At 74.5% G+C, this 24,507-nt stretch carries 26 protein-coding genes and 2 tRNA genes; 18 read left to right on the top strand and 10 right to left on the bottom strand.

The features are described 5' to 3' along the window. Window positions 1-39 precede the first annotated feature (39 nt). Both FXF65_RS08770 and FXF65_RS08775 read left to right on the top strand, forming a co-directional pair. Window positions 40-2,451, top strand: coding sequence for an ATP-binding cassette domain-containing protein (locus tag FXF65_RS08770; protein ID WP_148349206.1), 2,412 nt, complete (start codon window positions 40-42; stop codon window positions 2,449-2,451). 31 nt (window positions 2,452-2,482) lie between these two features. Continuing rightward, window positions 2,483-2,917, top strand: coding sequence for a helix-turn-helix transcriptional regulator (locus tag FXF65_RS08775; protein ID WP_148349207.1), 435 nt, complete (start codon window positions 2,483-2,485; stop codon window positions 2,915-2,917). Window positions 2,918-2,939: 22 nt separating this feature from the next. On the opposite strand, the gene FXF65_RS08780 is transcribed toward FXF65_RS08775, so the two are convergent. Beyond that, window positions 2,940-3,011: transfer RNA gene (locus FXF65_RS08780), tRNA-Arg, on the bottom strand. Window positions 3,012-3,049: 38 nt separating this feature from the next. Beyond that, window positions 3,050-3,123 (bottom strand) — tRNA-Cys (locus tag FXF65_RS08785). 431 nt (window positions 3,124-3,554) lie between these two features. Between FXF65_RS08785 and FXF65_RS08790 the strand changes: the two genes are divergently transcribed. Beyond that, window positions 3,555-5,012: a benzaldehyde dehydrogenase gene (locus FXF65_RS08790; protein WP_148349208.1), complete on the top strand. Its 1,458-nt coding sequence runs from the start codon at window positions 3,555-3,557 to the stop codon at window positions 5,010-5,012. A gap of 16 nt (window positions 5,013-5,028) precedes the next feature. Here FXF65_RS08790 and erm read toward each other — a convergent pair whose 3' ends face one another. Beyond that, window positions 5,029-6,012: an ErmE/ErmH/ErmO/ErmR family 23S rRNA (adenine(2058)-N(6))-methyltransferase gene (gene erm / locus FXF65_RS08795; protein WP_246198435.1), complete on the bottom strand. Its 984-nt coding sequence runs from the start codon at window positions 6,010-6,012 to the stop codon at window positions 5,029-5,031. Window positions 6,013-6,562: 550 nt separating this feature from the next. On the opposite strand from erm, the gene FXF65_RS08800 reads away from it, so the two are divergent. Then, complete coding sequence (locus FXF65_RS08800; RefSeq protein ID WP_148349209.1) at window positions 6,563-6,889, top strand: hypothetical protein; 327 nt, start codon at window positions 6,563-6,565, stop codon at window positions 6,887-6,889. Window positions 6,890-6,915: 26 nt separating this feature from the next. On the opposite strand, the gene FXF65_RS08805 is transcribed toward FXF65_RS08800, so the two are convergent. Then, on the bottom strand, window positions 6,916-8,568 hold the full coding sequence (locus tag FXF65_RS08805) for a DUF885 domain-containing protein (RefSeq protein ID WP_148349210.1): 1,653 nt from the start codon (window positions 8,566-8,568) through the stop codon (window positions 6,916-6,918). 78 nt (window positions 8,569-8,646) lie between these two features. Continuing rightward, on the bottom strand, window positions 8,647-9,297 hold the full coding sequence (locus FXF65_RS08810; protein ID WP_148349211.1) for a LysE family translocator: 651 nt from the start codon (window positions 9,295-9,297) through the stop codon (window positions 8,647-8,649). A gap of 6 nt (window positions 9,298-9,303) precedes the next feature. Between FXF65_RS08810 and FXF65_RS43585 the strand changes: the two genes are divergently transcribed. From FXF65_RS43585 to FXF65_RS08845, 7 genes are all read left to right on the top strand, one after another. Next, window positions 9,304-9,591, top strand: a complete 288-nt coding sequence (locus FXF65_RS43585; protein WP_187412180.1) for a hypothetical protein — start codon at window positions 9,304-9,306, stop codon at window positions 9,589-9,591. A gap of 835 nt (window positions 9,592-10,426) precedes the next feature. After that, window positions 10,427-11,443 carry an AAA family ATPase gene (locus tag FXF65_RS08820; RefSeq protein WP_148349213.1) on the top strand — a complete coding sequence of 339 codons (1,017 nt, stop codon included), beginning with the start codon at window positions 10,427-10,429 and terminating at the stop codon, window positions 11,441-11,443. After that, entirely contained in the window at window positions 11,440-12,474 is a 1,035-nt protein-coding gene (locus FXF65_RS08825; RefSeq protein WP_148349214.1) for a DUF58 domain-containing protein, read from the top strand. Before FXF65_RS08820 ends, FXF65_RS08825 begins: the two co-directional genes overlap by 4 nt. Further along, window positions 12,471-13,418, top strand: a complete 948-nt coding sequence (locus tag FXF65_RS08830) for a VWA domain-containing protein (protein WP_148349215.1) — start codon at window positions 12,471-12,473, stop codon at window positions 13,416-13,418. Before FXF65_RS08825 ends, FXF65_RS08830 begins: the two co-directional genes overlap by 4 nt. A 63-nt stretch (window positions 13,419-13,481) precedes the next feature. Then, complete coding sequence (locus FXF65_RS08835) at window positions 13,482-14,108, top strand: class I SAM-dependent methyltransferase (RefSeq protein WP_148349216.1); 627 nt, start codon at window positions 13,482-13,484, stop codon at window positions 14,106-14,108. After that, window positions 14,105-14,653 carry a TrmH family RNA methyltransferase gene (locus FXF65_RS08840; RefSeq protein WP_148349217.1) on the top strand — a complete coding sequence of 183 codons (549 nt, stop codon included), beginning with the start codon at window positions 14,105-14,107 and terminating at the stop codon, window positions 14,651-14,653. The genes FXF65_RS08835 and FXF65_RS08840 overlap by 4 nt, the downstream gene beginning before the upstream one ends. 67 nt (window positions 14,654-14,720) lie before the next feature. After that, the gene (locus FXF65_RS08845) at window positions 14,721-15,353 is read left to right on the top strand and encodes an SAM-dependent methyltransferase (RefSeq protein ID WP_148349218.1); all 633 of its coding nucleotides are present in this window, start codon (window positions 14,721-14,723) and stop codon (window positions 15,351-15,353) included. 54 nt (window positions 15,354-15,407) lie between these two features. On the opposite strand, the gene FXF65_RS08850 is transcribed toward FXF65_RS08845, so the two are convergent. Next, window positions 15,408-15,632 carry an EF-hand domain-containing protein gene (locus FXF65_RS08850; RefSeq protein ID WP_148349219.1) on the bottom strand — a complete coding sequence of 75 codons (225 nt, stop codon included), beginning with the start codon at window positions 15,630-15,632 and terminating at the stop codon, window positions 15,408-15,410. A 114-nt stretch (window positions 15,633-15,746) separates the two neighbouring features. On the opposite strand from FXF65_RS08850, the gene FXF65_RS08855 reads away from it, so the two are divergent. Further along, window positions 15,747-16,544, top strand: coding sequence for a glycerophosphodiester phosphodiesterase family protein (locus FXF65_RS08855; RefSeq protein WP_148349220.1), 798 nt, complete (start codon window positions 15,747-15,749; stop codon window positions 16,542-16,544). Window positions 16,545-16,550: 6 nt separating this feature from the next. Here FXF65_RS08855 and FXF65_RS08860 read toward each other — a convergent pair whose 3' ends face one another. Then, window positions 16,551-16,835 (bottom strand): type II toxin-antitoxin system Phd/YefM family antitoxin, encoded by a 285-nt coding sequence (locus FXF65_RS08860; protein ID WP_148349221.1) that lies wholly within the window; start codon window positions 16,833-16,835, stop codon window positions 16,551-16,553. Between the two features lie 177 nt (window positions 16,836-17,012). Here FXF65_RS08860 and FXF65_RS08865 point away from each other — a divergent pair, with 177 nt between their 5' ends. The 3 genes from FXF65_RS08865 (at window position 17,013) to FXF65_RS08875 (ending at window position 18,694) form a co-directional block, all read left to right on the top strand. Beyond that, entirely contained in the window at window positions 17,013-17,606 is a 594-nt protein-coding gene (locus FXF65_RS08865; protein WP_187412194.1) for a ClpP family protease, read from the top strand. Next, complete coding sequence (locus FXF65_RS08870) at window positions 17,603-18,208, top strand: ATP-dependent Clp protease proteolytic subunit (protein WP_148349222.1); 606 nt, start codon at window positions 17,603-17,605, stop codon at window positions 18,206-18,208. The genes FXF65_RS08865 and FXF65_RS08870 overlap by 4 nt, the downstream gene beginning before the upstream one ends. Window positions 18,209-18,349: 141 nt before the next feature. Continuing rightward, on the top strand, window positions 18,350-18,694 hold the full coding sequence (locus tag FXF65_RS08875; protein ID WP_148349483.1) for an RNA polymerase-binding protein RbpA: 345 nt from the start codon (window positions 18,350-18,352) through the stop codon (window positions 18,692-18,694). Between the two features lie 116 nt (window positions 18,695-18,810). Here the strand turns inward: FXF65_RS08875 and FXF65_RS08880 are convergent, their stop codons facing one another. After that, window positions 18,811-19,479: a response regulator gene (locus FXF65_RS08880; protein WP_148349223.1), complete on the bottom strand. Its 669-nt coding sequence runs from the start codon at window positions 19,477-19,479 to the stop codon at window positions 18,811-18,813. After that, window positions 19,476-20,543 carry a sensor histidine kinase gene (locus FXF65_RS08885; RefSeq protein ID WP_222868446.1) on the bottom strand — a complete coding sequence of 356 codons (1,068 nt, stop codon included), beginning with the start codon at window positions 20,541-20,543 and terminating at the stop codon, window positions 19,476-19,478. The genes FXF65_RS08880 and FXF65_RS08885 overlap by 4 nt, the downstream gene beginning before the upstream one ends. 135 nt (window positions 20,544-20,678) lie before the next feature. Between FXF65_RS08885 and FXF65_RS08890 the strand changes: the two genes are divergently transcribed. Genes FXF65_RS08890 through FXF65_RS08900 form a run of 3 tightly spaced genes read left to right on the top strand, consistent with a single transcriptional unit; the run spans window position 20,679 to window position 23,874 of the window. Next, window positions 20,679-21,608 carry an ABC transporter ATP-binding protein gene (locus FXF65_RS08890; protein WP_148349225.1) on the top strand — a complete coding sequence of 310 codons (930 nt, stop codon included), beginning with the start codon at window positions 20,679-20,681 and terminating at the stop codon, window positions 21,606-21,608. Continuing rightward, entirely contained in the window at window positions 21,605-23,059 is a 1,455-nt protein-coding gene (locus tag FXF65_RS08895; protein WP_148349226.1) for an ABC transporter permease subunit, read from the top strand. The genes FXF65_RS08890 and FXF65_RS08895 overlap by 4 nt, the downstream gene beginning before the upstream one ends. Next, window positions 23,056-23,874 (top strand): ABC transporter permease subunit, encoded by an 819-nt coding sequence (locus FXF65_RS08900; protein ID WP_148349227.1) that lies wholly within the window; start codon window positions 23,056-23,058, stop codon window positions 23,872-23,874. Before FXF65_RS08895 ends, FXF65_RS08900 begins: the two co-directional genes overlap by 4 nt. A gap of 19 nt (window positions 23,875-23,893) precedes the next feature. Here the strand turns inward: FXF65_RS08900 and FXF65_RS08905 are convergent, their stop codons facing one another. Beyond that, window positions 23,894-24,439 carry an FxsA family protein gene (locus FXF65_RS08905; protein ID WP_222868447.1) on the bottom strand — a complete coding sequence of 182 codons (546 nt, stop codon included), beginning with the start codon at window positions 24,437-24,439 and terminating at the stop codon, window positions 23,894-23,896. Window positions 24,440-24,507 lie beyond the last annotated feature (68 nt).

Consider the following 24,507-nt stretch of genomic DNA (forward strand, 5'->3'; position numbering starts at 1 on the left):
AGCCCGGCGTTTCCCCTGCCGGACGGATGGAGACGATCGATGAGCACGACCCCGGGCACCGCCGACGCCCGCCCCCGCGACACCGAGGAGAGCGCGGGCGGGGTGCCCGCCGCGGACGCGCACGACATGATCCGCGTGCACGGCGCGCGGGAGAACAACCTCAAGGACGTGAACGTCGAGATCCCCAAGCGGCGGCTGACGGTGTTCACGGGCGTGTCGGGGTCGGGCAAGAGCTCGCTGGTGTTCGCGACGATCGCGGCGGAGTCGCAGCGGCTGATCAACGAGACCTACAGCGCGTTCGTGCAGGGGTTCATGCCGACGCTGGCGCGTCCCGACGTCGACGTCCTGGACGGCCTGACCACGGCGATCATCGTGGACCAGGAGCGGATGGGCGCCAACCCGCGCTCGACGGTCGGGACGGCCACCGACGCCAACGCGATGCTGCGGATCCTGTTCAGCAGGCTCGGCGAGCCGCACATCGGGTCGCCGCAGGCGTTCTCGTTCAACACGGCGTCGGTGCGGGCGTCCGGCGCGATCACCGTGGAGCGCGGCGACCGCAAGGCCGAGCGGGTCAGCTTCACGCGGGCGGGCGGGATGTGCCCGCGCTGCGAGGGGATGGGCAACGTCACCGACATCGACCTGTCCCAGCTGTACGACGAGGACAAGTCGCTCGCCGAGGGCGCGATCACGGTGCCCGGGTACAAGGCGGACGGGTGGTCGGTGAAGTTCTTCACCGGGTCGGGGTTCTTCGACCCGGACAAGCCGATCCGCGACTACACCGACGCCGAGCTGCACAACCTGCTGCACCGCGAGCCCGGCAAGGTGAAGATGAACGGCATCAACATGACCTACGAGGGTCTGGTGCCGCGGGTGCAGAAGTCGCTGCTGTCCAAGGACCGGGAGGCGATGCAGCCGCACATCCGCGCGTTCGTGGACCGGGCGGTCACCTACACGGCGTGCCCGGACTGCGGCGGGACGCGGCTCAGCGAGGCGGCCCGGTCGTCGAAGGTCGCGGGGATCAGCATCGCCGACGCGTGCGCGATGCAGATCAGCGACCTGGCGGCGTGGGTGGCGGGGCTGGACGAGCCAGCGGTGGCGCCGCTGCTGGGGGCGCTGCGCCACACCCTGGACTCGTTCGTGGAGATCGGCCTGGGGTACCTGTCGCTGGACCGGCCGGCGGGGACGCTGTCGGGCGGGGAGGCGCAGCGCACCAAGATGATCCGGCACCTGGGGTCGTCGCTGACCGACGTCACCTACGTGTTCGACGAGCCGTCGATCGGGCTGCACCCGCACGACGTCCAGCGGATGAACGAGCTGCTGCTGCGGCTGCGGGACAAGGGCAACACGGTGCTGGTGGTGGAGCACAAGCCGGAGTCGGTCGCGATCGCCGACCACGTCGTCGACCTCGGCCCGGGCGCGGGCACGGCGGGCGGCGAGGTGGTGTTCGAGGGCACCGTCGAGGGGCTGCGCGCGTCGGGCACGCTCACCGGCCGGCACCTGGACGACCGGGCGTCGCTGAAGGCGTCGGTGCGGGCCCCGTCGGGGGCGCTGGAGGTCCGCGGCGCCGGCTCCCACAACCTGCGGAACGTGGACGTCGACATCCCCCTCGGCGTCCTGACCGTGGTCACCGGGGTGGCGGGGTCGGGGAAGAGCTCGCTGATCCAGGGGTCGGTCGCGGGCCGCGACGGAGTCGTCGTGGTCGACCAGGCCGCGATCCGCGGGTCGCGGCGCAGCAACCCGGCGACCTACACGGGCCTGCTGGACCCGATCCGCAAGGCGTTCGCCAAGGCCAACGGGGTCAAGCCCGCGCTGTTCAGCGCGAACTCCGAGGGCGCCTGCCCCGCCTGCAACGGCGCCGGGGTCCTCTACACCGACCTCGGGATGATGGCGGGGGTCGCGACGACGTGCGAGGAGTGCGAGGGCCGCCGGTTCGAGGCGTCGGTGCTGGACCACCTGCTCGGCGGCCGCGACATCAGCGAGGTCCTGGCGATGCCGGTCGCCGAGGCCGCGGAGTTCTTCGCCGCGGGCGAGGCCAAGACCCCGGCCGCGCACAGGATCCTCAACCGGCTCGGCGACGTCGGCCTGGGCTACCTGCGGCTCGGGCAGCCGCTGACGACCCTGTCCGGCGGTGAGCGGCAGCGGCTGAAGCTGGCGACGCACATGGCCGAGAAGGGCGGCGTGTACGTTTTGGACGAGCCGACCGCGGGCCTGCACCTGGCGGACGTGGAGCAGCTCCTCGGCCTGCTGGACCGCCTCGTCGAGTCCGGCAAGTCGGTGATCGTGATCGAGCACCACCAGGCGGTGATGGCGCACGCCGACTGGATCATCGACCTCGGTCCGGGCGCGGGCCACGACGGCGGCCGGGTGGTGTTCGAGGGGACGCCCGCCGACCTGGTCGCGGCCCGGTCCACGCTGACCGGGGAGCACCTGGCGGCCTACGTCGGAGCCTGACCGCCGCCGCCGGTATGGCACGATTCGGCGTGTGACCGGTTCAGCGGGGTCGGGCGGGGCGGCGCAGGAGCGGCGGCTGCGCGACCTCGCGCGGCTGCGGCGCGTCCGCGACCGGATCGACCGGGAGTACGCGCGTCCGCTGGACGTGGAGGCGCTGGCGCGCGGGGTGAGCATGTCGGCGGGGCATCTGAGCCGCGAGTTCCGCCGCGCCTACGGCGAGTCGCCCTACGGGTACCTGATGACGCGGCGGATCGAGCGGGCGATGGCGCTGCTGCGCCGCGGCGACCTGTCGGTCACCGAGGTGTGCTTCGAGGTGGGCTGCGCGTCGCTCGGGACGTTCAGCACCCGGTTCACCGAGCTGGTCGGGGTGCCGCCGAGCGTGTACCGGCGGCGGGCGGCGGAGGCGACGCAGGGCATGCCGCCGTGCGTGGCCAAGCAGGTGACCAGGCCCCTCAGAGGCCGCTGACCCGCCAGGGGCCGCCGGTGGGTCTCCCCGGCAGGGATCGAACCTGCGCTTCCGGCTTCGGAGGCCGGTGCTCTGTCCGCTGAGCTACGGGGAGGGGACCCCGCCCCCAGGGTGACAGCGGGGGCGGGGCGGAGACGCCGGTGGGAGTCGAACCCACGTGGAACGGTTTTGCAGACCGTCGCCTGAGACCTCTCGGCTACGGCGTCGCGTCCTCCTGGAATCGGAGGGGTGGAGATGAGAAGGGCCGCGCTTCCGGTCGGGGAAGGCGGCCTGCCGCGGAATTCGGGATGCGGGCTGTCAGGGGGCCGCCGGGCGGGTCCGGGCGCGATCGCCGCGTCGACAGGTCATGACCGCTCCCCCCTTTGGGCCGGGCGTCGGAGTGCGTACGCCGGGTGCGTCCGCCTGATCAGGATGCCTCGCCGCCCGTCCCGCCCGCAACGCATTTTCCGCCGCCCGGCCCCCGGCACGACCTCCCGCGTGAAGATTCTTTCGGCGGGGGGTTTTCATTGAACGGAACGATGATGTTCCTGTGAACGCCCTGCATGGCAAGGGTGGTACGGGGCACGTGTGCAGTCCCCCGCGCCCCCGGCAGTCCGGTGGGCGGCCGGGCGGGGCGCGGCCCGGATGAGGAGGAGCGATGACGTTGCTCGACCCCGGCGTGTGGACCGGGAAGATCTTCGACGGCGGGTGGGTCGCCGCGGACGGCGGCTCCTACGCCGTCACCGAGCCCGCGACCGGCGGGACGCTCGGCACGATCGGGCAGGCCGGCGCGGCCGACGTGGCCCGCGCGGCGCGGTCGGCCGCGGCGGCGCAGCGGGACTGGGCGGCCCGCACCTACGAGGAGCGCGCCGCCGTCCTGCGCCGGGCGGGGCGCCTGTTCGAGGACCACGCCGCCGAGGTGCAGGAGTGGCTCGTCCGCGAGGCCGGGTCGATCCCGCCGAAGGCGCAGCTGGAGGCGCACTTCGCGGCGAGCCTGTGCTACGAGTCGGCGGCGCTGGCCTCGCACCCGCAGGGCATCGTGCTGCCGTCGGCGCAGCCGCGGTGGAGCCTGTCGCGGCGCCGCCCCGCCGGGGTCGTCAGCGTGATCGCGCCGTTCAACTTCCCGCTGATCCTGTCGATGCGGTCGGTGGCGCCCGCGCTGGCGCTCGGCAACGCCGTCCTGCTGAAGCCGGACCCGCGGACGGCGGTGTGCGGCGGCGTCACGATCGCGCGGATCTTCCAGGAGGCGGGCCTGCCCGAGGGGCTGCTGCACGTGCTGCCCGGCGGCCGCGAGCCCGGCGAGGCCGTGGTGTCCGCGCCGGAGGTGCGGGTGGTGTCGTTCACCGGGTCCACCGCCGCCGGACGCGCCATCGGCGAGGTGTGCGGACGGCTCCTCAAGCGCGTCCACCTGGAACTCGGCGGCAACAACGCGCTGATCGTCCTGCCGGGCGCGAACGTCCCCGACGCGGTGTCGGCGGCGGCGTGGGGCGCGTTCCTGCACCAGGGGCAGATCTGCATGACCTCCGGACGGCACCTGGTCCACGAGAGCCTGCACGAGGAGTACGTCGCGGCGCTGGCCGACAAGGCCGACAAGCTCGCCGTCGGCGACCCCCACACCGCGCAGGTCGCGCTCGGCCCGATCATCGACCAGGGGCAGCTCGCCCACGTCGACGGCCTCGTCCGCGACACCGTCGCGGCGGGCGCGCGGCTCGCCGCGGGCGGCACCCACGAGGGCCTGTTCTACCGGCCGACCGTCCTCGCGGAGGTGACCCCGGACATGCCCGCCTACGCGCAGGAGGTGTTCGGGCCGGTCGCGCCGGTCGTGCCGTTCGCCACCGCGGAGGAGGCGATCGCGCTGGCGTCCGACTCCGAGTACGGGCTGTCGCTCGGCATCCTCGGCGACGTCGGCCAGGCCATGAAGATCGCCGACGCGGTGCAGACGGGCCTGGTCCACATCAACGACCAGACCGTCAACGACGAGCCGGTCGTGCCGTTCGGCGGGGTCGCCGCCTCGGGCAACGGGTCCCGGTTCGGCGGCCCGCACGCCAACATCGAGGCGTTCACCGAGGCGCAGTGGGTCACCATCCGCGGCGAGATCGCCACCTACCCCTTCTAGCCCCTTCTAGCCCCTTCTAGCCCGTCAGGGAGGGGTGCAGGGCGCGGACCAGGGCCACCCACCGGTCGGGGTGGACGTGCGCGACGACCACGCCGCGGGGGAGCCCCGCGGCGCGGAGCGCGGCGTCCACCCGCCGGGCCGGGTGGACGGTGCGCAGCGACGCGCGCACCGTCCCGCCGACACCGGTGAACCCCAGGTCCACGCAGTCGAGGTAGGCGCCCATCGCGGACGCGGGCAGCAGCGGGACAGGGCGGCGGTCCAGCCGCAGCACCGCCGAGTCCACGCGCGGGACGGGACGGAACCGGTCCCGGCCGATCCGCCGCCCCAGCCGCCACCCGAACTCCGGCCACGTCCGCACGGTCAGGCGGCTCCACCGCCCGTAGTCGCCGGTGCGCTTGCGCGCGTACTCCCGCTGGACGATCAGCGTCGCCGACGCCAGCGACGGCGCGGCCAGGGCCCACCCGACGATCCGGGACGTGGCCGCGTACGGGATGCTCCCGGCCAGGTGGAACCGGCCGGGCGGCGCGCCGGCCCGGAGGAAGTCGCCGGTCACGCAGGTCACGTGCGGCAGGCCCGCGCACCGGTCGGCGAGCCGCGCCGCCATCACCGGGTCGATCTCGTAGGCGATGACGCGGCGGGCGCGCCCGGCGAGCGCGGCGGTGATGCGGCCGTCGCCGGCGCCCGCCTCCACGACCAGGCCGCCGGGGCCGTCGCCGACGGATCGGGCGTAGCGGGCGATGATCTCGGGGTCGGCGAGGAAGTTCTGCGACAGCTCGCGGCGGGCCCGCCCGCGCGCGGAGCCGCGCCGGGCCTGGGCGCGGGCGGTTCGGTTCGCGGGGTTGCCTGTGGTGCTGTTCGGGGTGCGGTTCACGGTCACCGTGTCCTGGGTCCCCGGCCCGGGGGACGGGCCGGTCGGGCGGTCGAGGGACGCTCGAAGGCCCTGGACGACGGCAGGCGGGAACGGCGCGGACACCGGCGCCGCGATCAGCGCGGCCCGCACCTTGGAGAGCGGACGGTGCGGGAACGGGCGGCGTCGCGCGGACGGCGCACGGCGCTGCGAGGCGGCGGCCGACGTTCACCGAACGCGGCGCTCGCCTGACGCGGACGGACGCGGCTCAGGCGCGTTCCGTCACACGGAATTGCGACCGGGCGGGCTTCAGGAGCCCGCCGGGTGGGTCAAGCGCCGGCGCGGCCTGGACGGTCCAGGGCGGGGCGACGCTCACGCAGCCGGACGGCGACGGCGGCGGAGACGAACGCCCGCGCCGCGCTGTCGTAATAAGCGCACATGCGGACCACCCTAAAACGGAGCCCGCGCCGTCCCCAAACGATTTTTACGCGACCATGCCGCGGACCGGCACGCGGACCGGCACGGAACGCCGCCCACCGGGGCCTGACCGGGGGATGGACGCCCGTGAACGAGCCGTGTCCCGGCGGCGGGCCGGGCGTGACCTGCACGTAAAGCTGCTTGCCGTCCCGTTTATCCCGCTTGGCGTGGGCAATCAACTCTTCAACCCGGGCGACCGGGACGTACAGGTCGAGGAGGCCCCGCCGTGTACAGGACGCACGAGATGCGGATGGTCCGGACGGAGGAGTCCGGGCTGGAGGAGTGGGCCTGCCCCACCTGCGGCCGCCGCATGCTGCTGCGCTGGCCGCCCCACTACGAGAAGCGGATCGTCGAGCCCGGCGACGCCCGCGCCTGCCACGTCGGCAGCGCCGCCCCCGGCCCCGCCGGGACCGGCGGCTCGCCGGACGCACCGCCCGGAACGTCGGAGGACAACGGTGAGCGGCAGTGGCGCGACGCGCGCCGCTGGCTCCGCGAGACCGGCGTCGACGCCGTCCCCCCGCCCGCCCAGCCCAACCGCCCCGAACCCGTCTGAGCGGACCGACCCGCCCGACCGGCAGGTCAGGGGCGGGCCATCTCGGCGCGCATCAGATCCAGGCCCATCGGGCCCAGGTCCAGCGCCCGGCGGTGGAACTCCTTCAGGTCGAACGCCGCGCCGGCCCGGCGCCGCGCCGCCTCACGCGCCTCCAGCCAGATCTTCTCCCCCAGCTTGTACGCGATCGCCTGCCCCGGCCGCCCCAGGTACCGGTCGATCTCGAACGCCACCTCCGCGCCCGACCTCGGGCCCGCGTGCGCGGCCAGGAACTCCCGGCCCAGCTCCGGCGTCCACCGCTCACCCTCGTGGAACCCCGTCCCCGCCGGGATCCTCAACTCCAGGTGCATCCCGATGTCCAGGATCACCCGCGCCGCGCGGAACTGCTGACCGCCCGCCAGCATCCCCAGCCGGTGCGCCGGATCCGGGTAATGCCCCAGCTCGTCCATCAGCCGCTCCGCGTACAGGCCCCAGCCCTCGCAGTGCCCCGGGTGCAGCTCGCTCGACACCCGCTGGAACCGGTTCAGCACCGGGTTCAGCGTCGTCACGCCCAGCTGGAGGTGGTGTCCGGGGACCCCCTCGTGGAACATCGTCGCAGGAACGCTCCAGGTCACGATGTCCGCCGACGGGTCGTCCACCGTCCACCACACCGTCCCCGGACGCGACAGGTCCTCCGCCGGAGCCAGGTAGTACACCCCCGCCTCCACCGGCGGGATCCGGCACTCGATCCGCCGCAACGGCTCCGGAATGTCGAAGTGCACCCCGTCCAGGTCCGCGATCGCCCGGTCCGCCAGCTCCTGGATCCACGCCCGGAACGCCTCCGCGCCCCGCATCCGGTGCGCCGGGTCGGCGTCCAGCGCCGCCACCACCGCGGTCAGCGGCTCACCCGGCAGGATCGCCTCCGCCGCCTCCGCCATCTGCGCCTCGACCCGCGCCAGCTCCTCCCAGCCCCACGCGTAGGTCTCCGCCAGATCGAGGTCGGTGCCGAGGAAGTCACGCACGCCCAACCGGTACCGGTCCGCGCCGAGGGCGTCCCGCTCCGGCGCCCGGCCCGCCAGCTCACCCGTCAGGAACTCCGCGAACTCCCCGAGCGCCGCCGACGCCGACTCCACCGCCGCGTCCAACGCGCCCCGCAGCGGACCGTCCGGAACCTGGTACCGGCCCGCCAGCTCACCCAGGTACGCCGGGACGTCCAGGCACTCACGCGCACTGCGCAGCACCTGCCGCCGCGCCGCCACCCGGCCCCGGTCACACGCGCGCTCCAGCGCGTCCCGCAACCCGCCGAGCGCACCCGGCAGCGCCGACACCCGCGCCAGCACCGCGTCCCAGTCGCTGTCCTTGCCCTGGTCGAGCAGCTCGATCGCCGTCCGGAGCCGCTGCACCGGACCGTCCGTGGTGTCCAGACAACCCTCGCGGACGCCCGCCTCGTCGAGCGCGACGTCCACCTCCAGGCGCTCCCGCAGCACCGCCGCGGCGATCCGCCCCGCCTCGCCCTCCACCGGGGTCCGCGCGAGCTCGGCCAGCGTCCGCCGCGCCAGCTCCGCGCGGGCCGCCACGCCGTCCGGGCCGTAGTCGGTCAGCCGCGCGTCCTGCCCGGAGATCCCCATCATCGCCGCCAGGCAGGGCTCCAGCGCTGCGAACGCGTCCACGTACCGGTCGGCCAGTTCATCCAGTGCGGTCACCGCCCTAGGCTACGGCCACCCGCCCCCATTGGGCGATCATGAAAATGTGCCAAAACGGTGGAACCTTCAACGGAACCTTCAACGGGTCTCGGCCGCCAGCCGCACGCCCAGCCCCACCAGCACCACACCCGACACCTGGTCCAGCCGCCGCCGCACCACCGGCCGCCCCAGCACCCGCTTCGCCGCCCCCACCAGCCACACCACCACCGCGTACCAGGCCAGATCGATCAACGCCCACAGCACCGAGAACCCCACCAGCACCACCGGCACCGACCACCCGTCCGGCACGAACTGCGGCAGGAACGACACCGCGAACACCCCGGCTTTCGGATTGGCGAAATTCGTCACCAGACCCAGCCGGTACCACCGCCACCCCGACGGCCCCTCCCCGTCCCCCTCCGCTGGACGGTCAACACCGCCCGCGACGACGCCGTCCGCGACCCGGCGCCGCGCATGCCACAACGCCCGCACCCCGAACCACACCAGCACCGCCGCGCCCGCGATCCGCAACCCGTCATAGGCCAGCCGCGACGCCGCCAGCAGCGCCGACAACCCCACCGCCGCCGCCACACCCCACGCCAGCACCCCGGTCTCGTTCCCCAGCACCGTCGCCAGCCCCGCACGGCGACCCGACCGCAACGACGCCCGCATGATCACGACCGTGCTCGGCCCCGGCGCCATCGCGATCAGCACCGCCGCACCCGCAAAAGCGAGCAAACTCCCCAGCATCCCCCCATGCTGACCCGCCCCGGCAACGCCCGGCAAACCCTTTCCCCGCGTCGCCGCACCGCGACGAACCGCTACAGGGGCCCGCCGCCGTCCTCACCGCCACCACCGTCACCGCCACCCGACGGCGACGGACTCGGAGCACCCGGCGACGGCGACCGACCCGGCGGACTCGGCGACGACGAGGGCGGCGGACTCGGCGACGCCGGACCCGTCCCCTCAGGCGACCGCGACGGCACCGGAAACGACGGCGTCGGCTCCGGCGGCTGCGGCGGCGGCTCCTTCGCCTCCGGCTGACACGCGAACAGCACACCCATCAACAACGCCAGCACCAGCAACCCCGCCGCCAGCCCCAGCACGCCCCCGACCAGACTCCGCTCCGGCGGACGCTCCCCCACCGGCCCCGCCGCACCCCCCGGACCCGGCGAACCAGGCGGCGGCTCCGGACGCTCCAACGCAGGCTCCGCCGCCGACCCCAGCCAATACGGCTGGAACTGCGGCCCCCGCCGACGCCGACCACCCCACCACGCACGCCCCGACCCCTGGAACGCCACCGGCTCCAAAAACCGCTCCGCACCCGCACGATCCGCCTCATACGACGTCGCCACCCACGGCGCCGGACCGTCCGGCTGCGCCGCCACCACCGGCGCCGGATCACCCGGCCCCCCAGCCGCCCCGCCCGGCCCGCCCGGCCCGCCGCGCCCCGGCACCGCCGCGTTGATCGCCGCACGGAACCGGTCCCGCGCCGCCGCGTCCTCCGCCGCACCCCGGTTCAACACCGCCACACTCGCGCGCCGCCCCGCCCCGTCCACCCCCAGGAACACGATCCCGGCGGCCGACTCCGACAAACGCGCCGACAAACGGAACGGCCCCAACCGGTCAGGATCACCCGGGGGCAACGGCCTCGACATGGCCGCAACCCTAACAACCACGCCCTACGATCACCCCGAGACACGACCCCGGCCCCCGCCCAACCCCCACCCCAGCGGGCCTCCCGCCCCCACTCACCGCCCCACCCGAACCGATCACCGGCAACGCGCACGTATCCCCAACGAACGGGTACAAGTGATCGCGTAGTGTCGAAAAACACGCCCAGCCCAGGCACCCGACGGACACCGAGGGGAAACCCGTCATGACCATCGCCGCCACCGACGTCGACGAGGCCGCAGCACTCCTGCAGAACACCCTCGCCGAGGTCAAGAAGGTCATCGTCGGCCAAGACCACATGGTCGAACGCCTCGTCGTCGCCCTCCTCGCCCGCGGCCACTGCCTCGTCGAAGGCGTCCCCGGCGTCGCCAAGACCCTCGCCGTCGGCACCCTCGCCAAAGTCGTCGGCGGCACCTTCGCCCGCCTCCAGTTCACCCCCGACCTCGTCCCCTCCGACATCGTCGGCACCCGCATCTACCACCCCTCCACCGAACAGTTCGACGTCGAACTCGGCCCCGTCTTCGTCAACTTCGTCCTCGCCGACGAGATCAACCGCGCCCCCGCCAAAGTCCAGTCCGCCCTCCTCGAAGTCATGGCCGAACGCCAGGTCTCACTCGGCGGCAACACCTACCCCCTCCCCAAACCCTTCATCGTCCTCGCCACCCAGAACCCCATCGAATCCGAAGGCGTCTACCCCCTCCCCGAAGCCCAACGCGACCGCTTCCTCATGAAGATCGACGTCCACCACCCCGCCGCCCACGAGGAACTCCAGATCCTCCAGCGCATGAGCGTCGACCCACCCGAAGCCGCCCAGACCCTCGACACCCACCGCCTCGCCGGACTCCAACGCGCCGCCGAAGAGGTCTCCGTCCACGAACTCATCGCCGACTACATCGTCCGCCTCGTCATGGCCACCCGCGAACCCGACCAGTACCGCCTCCCCGACCTCCGCGGCGTCATCGACATCGGCGCCAGCCCCCGCGCCACCCTCGGCCTCGCCGCCACCGCCCGCGCCCTCGCCCTGCTGTCCGGACGCGACTACGTCCTCCCCGACGACGTCCGCGCCGTCGCCCGCGACGTCATGTCCCACCGCCTCGTCCTCACCTTCGACGCCCTCGCCGACGGCGTCGACGCCGCCGACGTCATCACCCAGATCATCACCGCCGTCCCCCCGCCACGCGTCGTGTGGAACCACGGATCCGCAGCGGTGACCAGCGCATGACCCCCGCCACCGGACGCAGGCGCAGCGGCAAACTCGCCCACCTCGCCCCCGAACGCACCCTGCGCCGCCTCGAACTCCAGGTCACCCGCCGCCTCGACGGCCTCCTCAACGGCGAACACCTCGGCCTCCTCCCCGGCCCCGGCACCGAACTCGCCGAAGCCCGCCTCTACCAACCCGGCGAAGACGACGTCCGCCACATGGACTGGGCCGTCACCGCCCGCACCACCACCCCCCACGTCCGCGACCTCATCGCCGACCACGAACTCGAAGCCTGGGCCCTCGCCGACCTCACCCCCAGCATGGACTTCGGCACCGCCGCCATGACCAAACGCGACCTCGCCGTCGCCGCCCTCGCCGCCGTCGGCTTCCTCACCGTCCGCCTCGGCGACCGCGTCGGCGCCTACCTCCTCCACCACGACGGCATGCGCCGCTGGCCCGCCCGCACCGGCAAAGCCGCCCTCTACGCCCTCCTCCAGGCCGTCCTCGACGCCCAGTCCGTCGAGGACACCACCCCCGGCACCACCCGCACCGGCACCGCCTCCCCCCGCGACCTCCCCGCCGCCATCGCCGCCCTCGACCGCGGCCAGACCCGCCGCGGCCTCCGCGTGATCATCTCCGACTTCCTCGCCCCCGACGGCACCGACCCCACCGGCCTCCCGGTCGCCCGCGCCCACGACGCCCACCCCGACTGGGAACGGCCCCTGCGCCGCCTCACCACCCGCCACCAGGTCCTCGCCATCGAGATCATCGACCCGCGCGAACTCGACCTCCCCGACGTCGGACTCGTCGAGATGACCGACCCCGAGACCGGCGCCGTCCACGAGATCGTCCTCAACCGCCGCACCCGCGAACGCTACGCCGCCGCGGCCGCCGCCCAACGCGCCCGCACCCGCGACGCCCTCCGCCGCAGCGGCGCCCACCACCTCGTCCTGCGCACCGACCGCGACTGGATCGCCGACATCGCCCGCTTCGCCCTCCGCCAGCGCCGCGCCGCAGGCCGGCCCGTCTCCACCGCGGGAGCGCGCCCATGACCTTCCTCTCACCGGAACGCCTCTGGCTGCTCGGCCTGCTCCCGCTCCTGGGCGCCGCCTACGCCCTGCTCCAGCTCCGCCGCAGCCGCTACGCCGTCCGCTTCACCAACCTCGCCCTGCTCTCCCAGGTCGCCCCGCGCCGCCCCGGCTGGCGCCGGCACGTCGCCGCCGCCCTCTTCCTCATCATGATCACCCTCATGATGATCGGGTTCGCCCGCCCCGCCGACTCCGTCAAGGTCCCCCGCGACCGCGCCACCATCATGGTCGCCATCGACGTCTCCCTCTCCATGATGGCCAGGGACGTCCCGCCCAGCCGCTTCGACGCCGCCAAGGCCGCCGCCAAGAAGTTCATCGACGAACTCCCCGCCCGCTTCAACGTCGGCGTCGTCGGCTTCGCCGGAAACGCCAACCTCATCGCCGCGCCCTCCGCCGACCGCGCCGCCGCCATCGCCTCCATCGACCAGCTCGTCCTCGCCAAACGCACCGCCATCGGCGAGGCCGTCTTCACCTCGCTGCAGGCCATCCGCTCCTTCGACGCCGACGCCAGCCAGGACCCGCCGCCCGCCCACATCGTCCTGCTCTCCGACGGCGACAACACCACCGGACGCTCCGTCCAGGAGGCCATCGACGCCAGCCGCGGCGCCCACGTCCCCGTCTCCACCATCGCCTTCGGCACGCCCTACGGCACCGTCGACATCGAAGGCGAGACCACCAGCGTCTCGGTCAACAAGGAGACCCTGCGCGCCCTCGCCGACAGCACCGAGGGCAAGTCCTACGAGGCCGCCGACGCCGGACAGCTCCGCGAGGTCTACGCCAACATCGGCACCTCGCTCGGCTTCAAGACCGAGCACCGCGACGTCGCCGCGCGCTACCTCGGCATCGCGCTGATCTTCGCGCTCGCCGCCGGCGGCGCGTCCCTCGCCTGGTTCTCCCGCCTGCCCTAGCGCGCGCCCGCCCCGCCCCGGCACGGCGCCGGTACCCGCGCGACGCTGGTACGGTCGGCCGACGTGGGGGAACACTACTTCGCCGAACGGCCGGGCACCGCGAGCCGCCGTCGCACCGTCGACCTCGTCCTGCCCGACCTGCACCTGCGGCTCGACACCGACGCCGGCGTGTTCTCCCCCGACCGGATCGACCCCGGCACGCGCATCCTCCTCGAGACCGTCCCCGCGCCGCCGCCCACCGGCGACCTCCTCGACCTCGGCTGCGGATACGGCCCCATCGCCCTCACCCTCGCGAAACGCTCTTCCCAGTCGATGGTTTGGGGCGTGGATGTCAATCGCCGGGCCTTGGAGCTGGCTGAAGGTAATGCTCAAACCGCTGGCCTTGACAATGTAAGGTTCAGGGTGGCGGACGACATCGACCCCGGCCTCCGCTTCGCCGCGATCTGGTCCAACCCCCCGATCCGCGTCGGCAAGACCGCCCTGCACGACCTCCTCCTCGCCTGGCTCCCCCGCCTCACCCCCGGTGGCGCCGCGCACCTCGTCGTCCAGCGGCACCTCGGCTCCGACTCCCTGCAGCGCTGGCTGGACGGCCAGGGCCTCCCCGCCGAGCGGGTCGCGTCCCGGTCCGGATACCGGGTCCTGCGCGTCACGGCCCGCCCCGAACCCGACACGGAAGGCACCACCCGATGAGCGGCCCGACCACCCCCGGACGCCGGCAGCTGCGCGGCACCGACGTCAAGCGCCTCAACCGCGACTGGCGCCGCCGCACCGAGGCCCGCCTCGGCCTGCTCGTCGAATCGGTCACCCAGCCCTTCAACACCGGCTCGATCGTCCGCAGCGCCGCCGCGTTCGGCGTCGAGCGCGTCTGGTTCGCCGGGAACGCCACTCCCCCGACCCAGAAGGGCGTCGACAAGACCGCGCTCGGCACGCTGCGGCTCGTCCCGTGGGAGCACGCCGGGTCCGCCGCCGACGCCGCGGCCGCCGTCCGCAAGGAGGGCATGCGGCTCGTCGCCGTCGAGCTCACCGGCGACGCCGTGCCACTGCACGAGGCGCCCCTGGACGGCGACGTCTGCCTCGCCGTCGGCGGCGAGGACCACGGCTGCTCCCCCGCCCTGCTCGCCGCCGCCGACGCGGTCGCCTACATCCCCCAGATCGGACGGGTCGGCTCGCTCAACGTCGCCGTCGCCACCGCCATCGCCCTCGCCGAGGCCCGCCGCCGCGAATGGACGTCCTGACCCGCACGGTTTGCGGAAACGGCAACGCCGTTAGCGGAAAAGGCGCTCGTCCGGGCACCATCACGGCATGGACGAACCCACCAACGGCCAGGAGTTCTGGGACTCCCGCTACGGCGAGCACGACCACCTGTGGAGCGGCGAGCCCAACGCCGTCCTCGTCGAGGAGACCACCGACCTCCAACCCGGCACGGCGCTCGACCTCGGCTGCGGCGAGGGCGCGGACGCGATCTGGCTCGCCCGCCGCGGCTGGCGCGTCACCGCCACCGACATCTCCGGCGTCGCGCTCGACCGCGCCGCACACCACGCCGAGCACGCCGGCGTCGCCGACCGCATCGACCTGCAGCGCCGCGACCTCGCCGAGTCCTTCCCCGACGGCGTCTACGACCTGGTGTCCGCGCACTTCCTGCACTCGCCGCACGAGGGCATGCCGCGCGAGAAGATCCTGCGCGCCGCCGCCGCGGCCGTCGCCCCCGGCGGCACGCTGCTGATCGTCGGGCACGCCGGGCCGCCGCCCTGGGACCCCGACGCCCACCCCGACGTCCACCTGCCCACCGCCGACGAGGTCCGCGCCTCGCTCGCGCTCCCGGACGGCGACTGGGACGTCCTGCGCAGCGGCGAGCACGAGCGCGTCCAGACCGCGCCGGACGGCCGCGTCATGACCCGCACCGACAACGCCCTCCGGCTCCGCCGCCGCGCCTGACCCGATCTCCGGCGACAGGGAGGCCGCGACAGGGAGGCCGCGACACGGGCGCCGTCACGGACGGGCGGCGGCGCCCTCCATCAGGGCCGTGAACTCCTCCAGGGAGATCTTGCCGTCGCGGTTGGCGTCGGCGGCCACGACCACCTCCACCACGCGCGTGCCGGTCGTGTCCTGGCCGAGCTTCGCCATGAGGTTCTTCAGCTCGGCCGTCGAGATGTAGCCGTCGCCGTCGACGTCCACCAGCTCGAACGTCGCCCTGTACTCGTTCACGTCCGCCACGCCCGCTCCTTAGCCGATCGTTTGCCGCGGCCGACCGTAGCATTGACATCACCCGGCGCGGACCTTTACGCAGTAAGGTCCGGCGTGACCTCCCCGTCCGACATAATCGGACGGGTGCGACGCTCGTACGAGTTCCTCGACCACCCCGGCCCCATCCCGTTCGCCCACCGCGGCGGCGCCGGCGGCCGCCCCGAGAACTCCATGGCCGCGTTCCAGCGCGCCGTCGACCTCGGCTACCGCTACCTGGAGACCGACGCGCACGCCACCGCCGACGGCGTCGTCGTCGCCTTCCACGACCGCACCCTCGACCGCGTCACCGACCGCAGGGGCGTGATCGCCGAGCTGCCCTACGCCGAGGTCGCCAAGGCCCGCATCGGCGGCAGCGAGCCCATCCCCCGACTGGAGGAGCTCCTGTCGTCCTTCCCGGACGCCCGCGTCAACATCGACCTCAAGGACGCCCCCGTCATCGGCCCCCTCTCGGCGGCGCTGCACCGCGCCAAGGCGTGGGACCGGGTGTGCCTGACGTCCTTCTCCACCCGCCGGCTGGCCCAGATGCGGGCCCGGCTGCCGCTGTTCACCGACCGCGACGTGTGCACCGCGCTCGGCCCGCGCGGGGTGATGGCGCTGCGCGCCAAGTCCTACGGCGGCCCGGCCGCCAAGCTGATCCGCCTCGCCGCCACCGGCGTCGCCTGCGCGCAGGTCCCCTACGGGCTCGGACCTCTCCCGTTCGTCACCGAGGCGTTCGTCGCCCGCGCCCACGAACTCGGCCTGCAGGTCCACGCCTGGACGGTCAACGAGCCCGCCGACATGCGCCGCCTGCTCGACCTCGGCGTCGACGGCATCATGACCGACGATCTGCTGGCCCTGCGGGACGTGATGTCGTCTCGCGGCCAGTGGCCCGGCCCCTCCTGAGGCCCGTCAGCGGTTGAAGCCGGGCGGGCGGTACTCGGCCGCGATCCGCATCGGTCCCGACGGGCCGGGGCGCTCGGCGGGCCGGCCCGGCTGCCCGGGCGGCACCGTCCCGCCGACCTGGAGGTCGAGACGCTGCGACCGGGCCATCTCCAGGAGCTCCAGGTCCTCCGGGGAGACCAGCGCGGCCATCACCCGGCCGCGCCGCGTCAGCTTCACGGGCTCGCCCGTGTAGGCGACCCGGTTCACCAGATCAGCGAACTGGGCACGTGCTTCGGTTACCGGAACATCCACGTGATTCATCGTATAGCGAAACTCCCCGCTCTCCCCTGGTCGCCCTCAGCCACGCCGCGTTAACGTGCTCACGTACATAGTGTACGAACTGTACAGATGATCAAGGAGTGTCACGTGAGCGACGGACCGATGCGATGGGACGGCGACCAGCCCGGCGAGCGGCTGAACAGGACCTACATGGGCAGGACGCGGGCCAGCGTCACCGAGATGCCGCCGCTCGCCGAGGCCCAGCTGTTCGAGCGGCTCCTCGCGCAGCGCATCGTGTTCATCGGCAGCGAGATCGACGACCAGCTCGCCAACCGGGTCAGCGCGCAGCTCCTGCTGCTCGCCGCGCACGACTCCAGGCGCGACATCACGATCTACGTCAACTCCCCCGGCGGCGTCGTCGACGCGGGCATGGCGATCTACGACATGATGCAGTTCGTCCCAAACGACATATCCACGGTCGTGATGGGCATGGCGGCGTCCATGGGCCAGACGCTGCTGTGCGCCGGCACCGCGGGCAAGCGCTACGCGCTGCGGCACGCCCGGGTGATGATGCACCAGCCGCACGGCGGGATCGGCGGCACCGCGTCCGACATCAAGATCCAGGCCGAGCAGTCGCTGTACCTCAAGCGGACCCTGGCCGAGCGGACCGCGTTCCACACCGGGCAGCCGCTGGAGCGCATCGAGGCCGACAGCGACCGCGACCGCTGGTTCACCGCCGACGCGGCCCGCGAGTACGGCTTCGTCGACCACGTCATCGACAGCACAGACCGGGTGGGCACATGACACGTGCGGAACGCCGGACCCTCGTCCCGTCGTTCGAGGAGCAGACGACCTACGGGCGCAAGGAGACCGACCCCTACAACAAGCTCTTCGAGGACCGGATCGTCTTCCTCGGCACGCCGGTCGACGACGTCAGCGCCAACGACATCACCGCGCAGCTCCTCGCGCTGGAGGGATTGGACCCCGACCGTCCCATCGCCCTGTACATCAACTCGCCGGGCGGGTCGCTGACGGCGATGCTGGCGATCTGCGACACGATGCGCTACGTCCGGCCGCCGATCGAGACGACCTGCGTCGGGCAGGCCGGCTCGGCGGCGGCGATCCTGCTGGCGGCGGGCGAGCCCGGCCGGCGGCAGGCGCTGACCGGCGCGCGGATCGTGCTGCACGAGCCCGCGATCGAGGTGTCCCGCGGGTACGCCACCGACCTCGACATCCAGGCCCGCGAGGTCCTGCGGCTGCGCGAGCAGGCCGAGGCGATCGTGGCGGAGGCGACCGGCCGCGACCCCGCCACGGTCCGCGGCGACCTGGACCGCACGAGGTACTTCAGCGCCGCCGAGGCCAAGGAGTACGGGCTGATCGACGAGGTCATCACGACCCGGGGCTGACCCGCCCGGCGGGACGATCTTGCCCCGCGGCGCGGCCCGGCCGGAAACGGCAGGGTTGGATCACTCCCCCGGCGGGAATCTTGTCACGGTATTCAGCGTTGGTGATGGCAAGACCGCAAGCCGTCTGGGAGGCACGTGACGATGGCCGAGCGCGCACTTCGCGGCACCCGACTCGGAGCGACGAGCTACGAGAACGATCGCAACACCGATCTGGCCCCTCGCCAAGAGGTCGACTACACCTGCACGAAGGGCCACCGGTTCACCGTGACGCTCGCAGCCGAGGCCGAGGTGCCGATGACCTGGGAATGCCGCAACTGCGGCGCCACGGCCCTGCGGGTCGACGGGGAGCTGCCCCAAACCAAGAAGGGGAAGCCGCCGCGCACGCACTGGGACATGCTCATGGAACGCAGGACGCTCGAAGACCTGGAGGAGGTCCTCGCGGAGCGGTTGGAGATCCTGCGGGCAGGACGCCGCCGGTCGGCGTGAACGGCTGAGAGAACGCGCGGGAAGGGCCCGTACCGGGAACGGTGCGGGCCCTTTTCCATGCCTCGCGACGGCGTACGCGGGATACCGTCCGCCCTTTCGGCCGCGTGGTCGGCCGGTCAGCGGCCCGCGCGGGGTAGGACGAGGCCGGTCTCGTAGGCGGTCACGACGGCCTGGACCCGGTCGCGGAGCCCCAGTTTGCGCAGGATACGGCTGACGTGGGTCTTGACGGTCTCCTCCCCCACCACGAGCCGCGCGGCGATCTCGGCGTTGGTGAGGCCCTCGGCGACCAGGCGGAGCACGTCGGTCTCGCGCGGGGTCAGCGCGTCCAGGACGTCCGGGCCCTGGGACGGCGGCCGCGGGCGGAGCCGGGCGAACTCCCCGATGAGGCGGCGGGTGACGGCCGGGGCGAGCAGCGCCTCCCCCGCCGCCACCACGCGGACGGCGTCGAACAGCCGCTCGGCGGTGACGTCCTTGAGCAGGAACCCGCTGGCGCCCGCGACCAGGGCGTCGTAGACGTGCTCGTCCAGGTCGAACGTGGTGAGCATCAGGACGCGCGGGGCGTCCGGGGCGGAGGTGACGCGGCGGGTGGCCTCGATGCCGTCCATGACGGGCATCCGCACGTCCATCAGGACCACGTCCGGGCGGTGCTCGCGGCAGACCCGCACGGCGGCGGCGCCGTCGGCGGCGGTGGCGACGACGGCCAGGTCGGGCTGGGTGCCGAGCAGGGCCCCGAAACCCGCTCGGACGACCTCCTGGTCGTCGGCCACCACGACGCGGACGGTCACCGCGCCCCGCCGTCCTCGTCGTCGGTGGGCAGGGCCGCCTCGACCTGGAACCCGCCGACCGGCCCCGCGCCGGTGCGGAGCGCCCCGCCGACCGCGGCGGCCCGCTCGCGCATGCCGAGGAGCCCGTGACCGGCCGCCGGGCCGCCCGCTGGCCCGCCGGAGGGCGCGGGTCCGGGGCCGTTGTCGCGGACGCGGACGAGCAGCTCCCCGGCCGTGTACTCGATCTCCACGTCCACGGCGGCGCCGGGCGCGTGGCGGCGGGCGTTGGTCAGCGCCTCCTGGACGATCCGGTACGCCGCCAGCTCCACCCCCGGGTCCAGCGCGGCGACGCTCCCCCGGACGATCAGCCGCGTGTTCGCCGCGCCCGTCCCCCGCGCCTCGTCGACCAGGTCGAGGAGCTGCTGCAGGCCGGGCTGCGGACGCCGGTCCGGCGCGGCCCCGGCGGCCTCGGCGTCCTCGCGCAGCACGCCGAGCAGGCGCCGCATCTCGGTGAGCGCGGTCCGGGCGGTGTCGCCGATCGCCAGCAGCCGCTTGGCGCCCTCGTCCGGCATGCCGGGGACGGCGAGCCGCGCCGTCTCCGCCTGCACGGAGATCATCGAGATGTGGTGCGCGACGACGTCGTGCAGCTCGCGGGCGATGCGGGCGCGCTCGCCGCGCGCGGTGTGCTCCAGCAGCGTGTGCTCGAACGCGCGGCGGGAGGCGTCCAGCTCGGCGGCCCGCGCCCGCCGCCCGACCGCCCGGCGGCGCACCAGCGCGCCCCACACGATCACGAGCGCCGCCAGGGCCGCGAAGGCGGGCCCCCGGTGCAGCACGCACGCCGCCGGGGCCGCCACGGTGATCGCGGCGGCGGCGGCGCCGATCCGGTCGCGGGCGAGGACGAGCGGGAGCGTGGCGCACACGTCCACCACGATGGCCGCCGACAGCGCCGCGCCCCACACCGGCGCCCGGTACACCGCCTCCGCGACGGCGACCGCGGCCAGGCAGGCGCCGACCGCGGGCCACCCGCCGGGAGTCCCCCGCCATCGCGTCGGCCGGCGTGCCCGGCGTCCCGCGTCGACCTCCACGTCCGCCATTGTGGCGTGAACGGCCGCGCGGCGGCGTCCCTCCGGCGGGGGACGCGCGGTCCCCCGCCGCCCGCGGCATGAACGGTCCCGGGGCGGGACGACCCGGGGGCGCGGCGGTCCGTAGCCTCCCGGGGCATGGAGGCAACCATCGAAGTACGGGGGCTGCGCAAGCGGTTCGGGTCGACCGTCGCCGTCGACGACCTGTCGTTCACGGTCGGCCCCGGGCGGGTCACCGGGTTCGTCGGCCCGAACGGCGCGGGCAAGTCCACCACCATGCGGATGATCATGGGGTTGGACCGTCCCGACGCGGGCGCGGCGCTCGTCGGCGGGCGGCCCTACCGGTCGCTGCGGACCCCGCTGTGCCGGCTCGGCGCGATGCTGGACGCGTCGGCCGTCCACCCCGCCCGCCGGGCCCGCGACCACCTGCGCTGGCTGGCGCACGCCAACGGCCTGCCCGCCCGCCGGGTCGACGAGGTGATCGAGCAGGCCGGGCTCGGATCGGCGGCGCGGCGCCGGGCGGGCGGGTTCTCGCTCGGCATGCGGCAGCGGCTCGGGATCGCGGCGGCGCTGCTCGGCGACCCGCCGGTGCTGATGTTCGACGAGCCGGTCAACGGCCTGGACCCCGAGGGCATCGCCTGGATCCGAGGGCTGCTGCGGTCGCTGGCCGCCGAGGGACGCGCGGTGCTGGTGTCCAGCCACCTGATGAGCGAGCTTGAGGGCGGCGCCGACCACCTCCTGGTGATCGGGCGGGGCCGGCTGATCGCCGACACCCGCGTCGAGGACCTCCTCGCCGCCGCGTCCGACGGGCGGGTCGAGCTGCGCACCGAACGGCGGCGGGAGGCGATGACGGTGCTGGCCCGCGCGGGCGCGACCGTCACCACGTCCGGGTCCGACGCCCTCATCGTCACGGGGCCGACCGCGGAGCGGGTCATCGAGCTGCTCACCGGGGAGGGCGTCGCGTTCAGCGGGATCTCCGCGCACCGGGCGTCGCTGGAGGAGGCGTACATGGAGCTGACCAAGGACGCCCTGGAGTTCCAGGCCGTCGCCGGCGGGGAGGCCCGGTGACCGCGCCCGCGCCGCCCGCCCCTCCCTCCTACCGCAGCACCGTCGCCGGGGAGGCCCGCGACGGGTTCGGGCGGCTGCTGCTGGCCGAGTGGACCAAGCTGCGCACCGTCCCCCGCTGGACGCTGACCCTCCTCGCCGCCGTCGTGCTGATGGTCGCTGTGGCGATGCTGTCGGCGTCGGACAGCGGGTCCAGCGGCCCGGAGGAGAAGCGGTCCCCGACGGCCCAGCTGCAGATCATCGACCTCGGGCACTACACCTACCTGCCGCTCGCCGGGGACGGCTCCGTCGTGGCGCGGGTCACGTCCCAGGACGGCGGCGGGGCGTGGGCGAAGGCCGGGCTGATGATCCGGGGCAGCGCCGAGCGCGGCGCCCCGTACGCGGCGCTGGCGGTCACGCCGGGGCACGGCGTCCGGATGCTGACCGGCTACCGGCGCGACGGCGCGGGCGGCGGGACGGCGACCGCGCCGCAGTGGCTGCGGCTGACCCGCGCGGGCGCCGCCGTCACCGGCTACGCCTCCGCGGACGGGCGGGCCTGGCGGCGCGTCGGCTCGGTCCGGGTGGACGGCCTGCGCGGACGGGCGCTCGCCGGGATGTTCGTCGCCGCCCCCGACGAGGTCGAGGTGCGGCGCGTGTTCGGCGGCGAGATCATCTCCGGGAAGCCGGGCGACACCACCGCGACCTTCGACAACGTCGCGGTGTCCCCGCCCGCGCCGGACGCCGCCTGGCTGGACCGGGGCGGGCCCGGCGGCCCCGCGGCCGACCCGGCGCTGGACGGCAGCACCCGCTCCGGCGGGACGTTCACCCTGAAGGGCACCGGCGACATCGGCCCCGACGAGTTCGCCCCCGACGTCACCAAGGCGACCCTGGCGGGCGCGATGATCGGGCAGGCCGCGATCGTCGCGCTGGCGGTGCTGTTCATGACGGCCGAGTACCGGCGCGGGACGCTGCGCACCACGTTCGCGGCGAGCCCCCGGCGGGGGCGGGTGCTGGCCGCGAAGGCGGTCGTCGTGGGGCTGGCGTCGCTGGCCGCCGGGCTGGTCGCGGCGTTCGCGTCGGTGCTGCTCGCCCGGCCGCTGCTGGAGTCCGGCGGGATCGCGCCGCCGCCCGTGTCGGACCCGGCGGTGCTGCGCGCGGTGGTCGGGACGGCCGCGCTGCTCGCCGTCCTCGCGGTGTTCGCGCTGGCGGTGGCGGTGATCGTGCGGCGCAGCGCGGTCGCGATCGCGGCGGTGCTGCTGGTCCTGCTCGTCCCGGAGATCACCGCGACCGGGCTGCCGGTGGCGGCGGCGCGGTGGGTGGAGCGGGTCACCCCGGCGGCCGGGTTCGCGATCCAGCAGACGGTGACGCGGTACGACGCGGCGATCGGCCCGTGGGCCGGGCTCGGGGTGCTGTGCGCGTACACGGCGGCGGCGCTGGCGGCCGCGGCGTGGCTGCTGCGAAGGCGCGACGCGTGACCGGCGGGACGGGGCCGGCCCTCCAGGCGGGACGGGCGGTGCGGGCGGAGTGGACGAAGCTGCGCACCCTGCCGAGCACGGCGTGGCTGCTGCTGGCGCTGGCGGCGGTGACCGTCGCGGTCGGCGCGGCCGTGACGGGCGCAGTCGACACCTCCCACTGCGTGACCCCGGCCGGGTGCCGGGAGGACACGCCGAAGCTGGCGCTGTCGGGCGTCCGGCTCGGGCAGGTCGCGGCCGTCGTGCTCGGCGTCGTCGCGGTCGGCGGCGAGTACGCGACCGGGACGATCTCGGTGACGCTGGCGGCGGTGCCGCGCCGGTGGGCCGTCCTCGCCGCGAAGGCCGCCGTCGTCGCGGGCGCGGTCGCCGTCGCCGGGACCGCCGGGGTCCTCGGGTCGCTGGCGGCGGGACGCGGCATCCTGTCCGGCAACGGCTTCACCGCCGCGAACGGGTACCCGCCGCTGTCACCGCTGGACGGGCCCACCGCGCGGGCGGCGGCCGGGACCGTCCTGTACCTGGTCCTGGTGGCGCTGCTGGCGCTCGGCGCGGGGACGGCGCTGCGGGACCAGGCCGGGGCCGTCACGGCGGTGCTGGGGGCGCTGTGGCTCGTCCCGCTGGTGGCGGGGATGGTCGGCGACGACGCCTGGCGGGACCGGCTCGACAAGTACGCGCCGATGTCCGCCGGGCTGGCCGTCCAGGCGACGCGGGAACTGGACCGGCTGCCGATCGGGCCGTGGGCGGGCCTCGGCGTCCTCGCCGCCTACGCGGCGGCGGCGCTGCTGGCGGGCGCGGCGGTGCTCGCCGCGCGGGACGCCTGACCGGCCGGGTACGGGCCGGTCAGCTGCGGGAGGACGGGTCGTCCTCGTCGATGACCTCGCCGCGGACCACCGGTCCCGGCGGGGTCTCGACCCGGTCGCGCTCCGGGGCCCGGCCGAACGGGTCGAACGGGGTACCGCCGAAGCCGGGCGGGAACACCGCGCCCGCCGCCGCCCGCTCGCGGGCCCGCGCCTCGGCGGCCCGCATCCGGCGCGCCGCGAACCGGGACACCGCCCGGCGCACCAGCGGCCGGGTGAACGGCAGCACGAACGCGAACCCGATCACGTCGGTGACGAACCCGGGGGTGAGGAGCAGCACGCCGCCCGCCATGACCAGGGCGGCGTCGCCGAGCTCCCGGTCGGGCATGGTGCCGCGGCGCAGCGTCTCCTCCAGGCCGCGCCAGGCGCGGCGGCCCTCCCGGCGGACGATCCACCCGCCGAGCACGCTCTCGGCGATCAGCAGCCCGATCGTCGGCCAGGCGCCGATCACCCCGCCCACCTGGATGATCACGTAGATCTCCAGCACGGGCATCGCCAGTAGCGCGAGGACCAGCAGCAGCGGCAGCATGACTCCATCTTCGGGGTCGCGGACTGTTCTCCCTACCCCGTACAACGCCGGGACGCCCCGGAACGTTT

Origin of the sequence: Actinomadura syzygii (assembly GCF_008085905.1) — a bacterium.
GTDB classification, from domain to species: Bacteria; Actinomycetota; Actinomycetes; order Streptosporangiales; family Streptosporangiaceae; genus Spirillospora; species Spirillospora syzygii.

Bases quoted from the DNA above. Each gene is read 5' to 3' on its own strand.
- FXF65_RS08770 (WP_148349206.1), top strand. From the start codon at position 40: ATGAGCACGACCCCGGGCACCGCCGACGCCCGCCCCCGCGACACCGAG.
- FXF65_RS08790 (WP_148349208.1), top strand. From the start codon at position 3,555: ATGACGTTGCTCGACCCCGGCGTGTGGACCGGGAAGATCTTCGACGGC.
- FXF65_RS08810 (WP_148349211.1), bottom strand. From the start codon at position 9,297: ATGCTGGGGAGTTTGCTCGCTTTTGCGGGTGCGGCGGTGCTGATCGCG.
- FXF65_RS43585 (WP_187412180.1), top strand. From the start codon at position 9,304: ATGCTGACCCGCCCCGGCAACGCCCGGCAAACCCTTTCCCCGCGTCGC.
- FXF65_RS08820 (WP_148349213.1), top strand. From the start codon at position 10,427: ATGACCATCGCCGCCACCGACGTCGACGAGGCCGCAGCACTCCTGCAG.
- FXF65_RS08825 (WP_148349214.1), top strand. From the start codon at position 11,440: ATGACCCCCGCCACCGGACGCAGGCGCAGCGGCAAACTCGCCCACCTC.
- FXF65_RS08830 (WP_148349215.1), top strand. From the start codon at position 12,471: ATGACCTTCCTCTCACCGGAACGCCTCTGGCTGCTCGGCCTGCTCCCG.
- FXF65_RS08840 (WP_148349217.1), top strand. From the start codon at position 14,105: ATGAGCGGCCCGACCACCCCCGGACGCCGGCAGCTGCGCGGCACCGAC.
- FXF65_RS08845 (WP_148349218.1), top strand. From the start codon at position 14,721: ATGGACGAACCCACCAACGGCCAGGAGTTCTGGGACTCCCGCTACGGC.
- FXF65_RS08865 (WP_187412194.1), top strand. From the start codon at position 17,013: ATGGGCAGGACGCGGGCCAGCGTCACCGAGATGCCGCCGCTCGCCGAG.
- FXF65_RS08870 (WP_148349222.1), top strand. From the start codon at position 17,603: ATGACACGTGCGGAACGCCGGACCCTCGTCCCGTCGTTCGAGGAGCAG.
- FXF65_RS08875 (WP_148349483.1), top strand. From the start codon at position 18,350: ATGGCCGAGCGCGCACTTCGCGGCACCCGACTCGGAGCGACGAGCTAC.
- FXF65_RS08890 (WP_148349225.1), top strand. From the start codon at position 20,679: ATGGAGGCAACCATCGAAGTACGGGGGCTGCGCAAGCGGTTCGGGTCG.
- FXF65_RS08905 (WP_222868447.1), bottom strand. From the start codon at position 24,439: ATGCTGCCGCTGCTGCTGGTCCTCGCGCTACTGGCGATGCCCGTGCTG.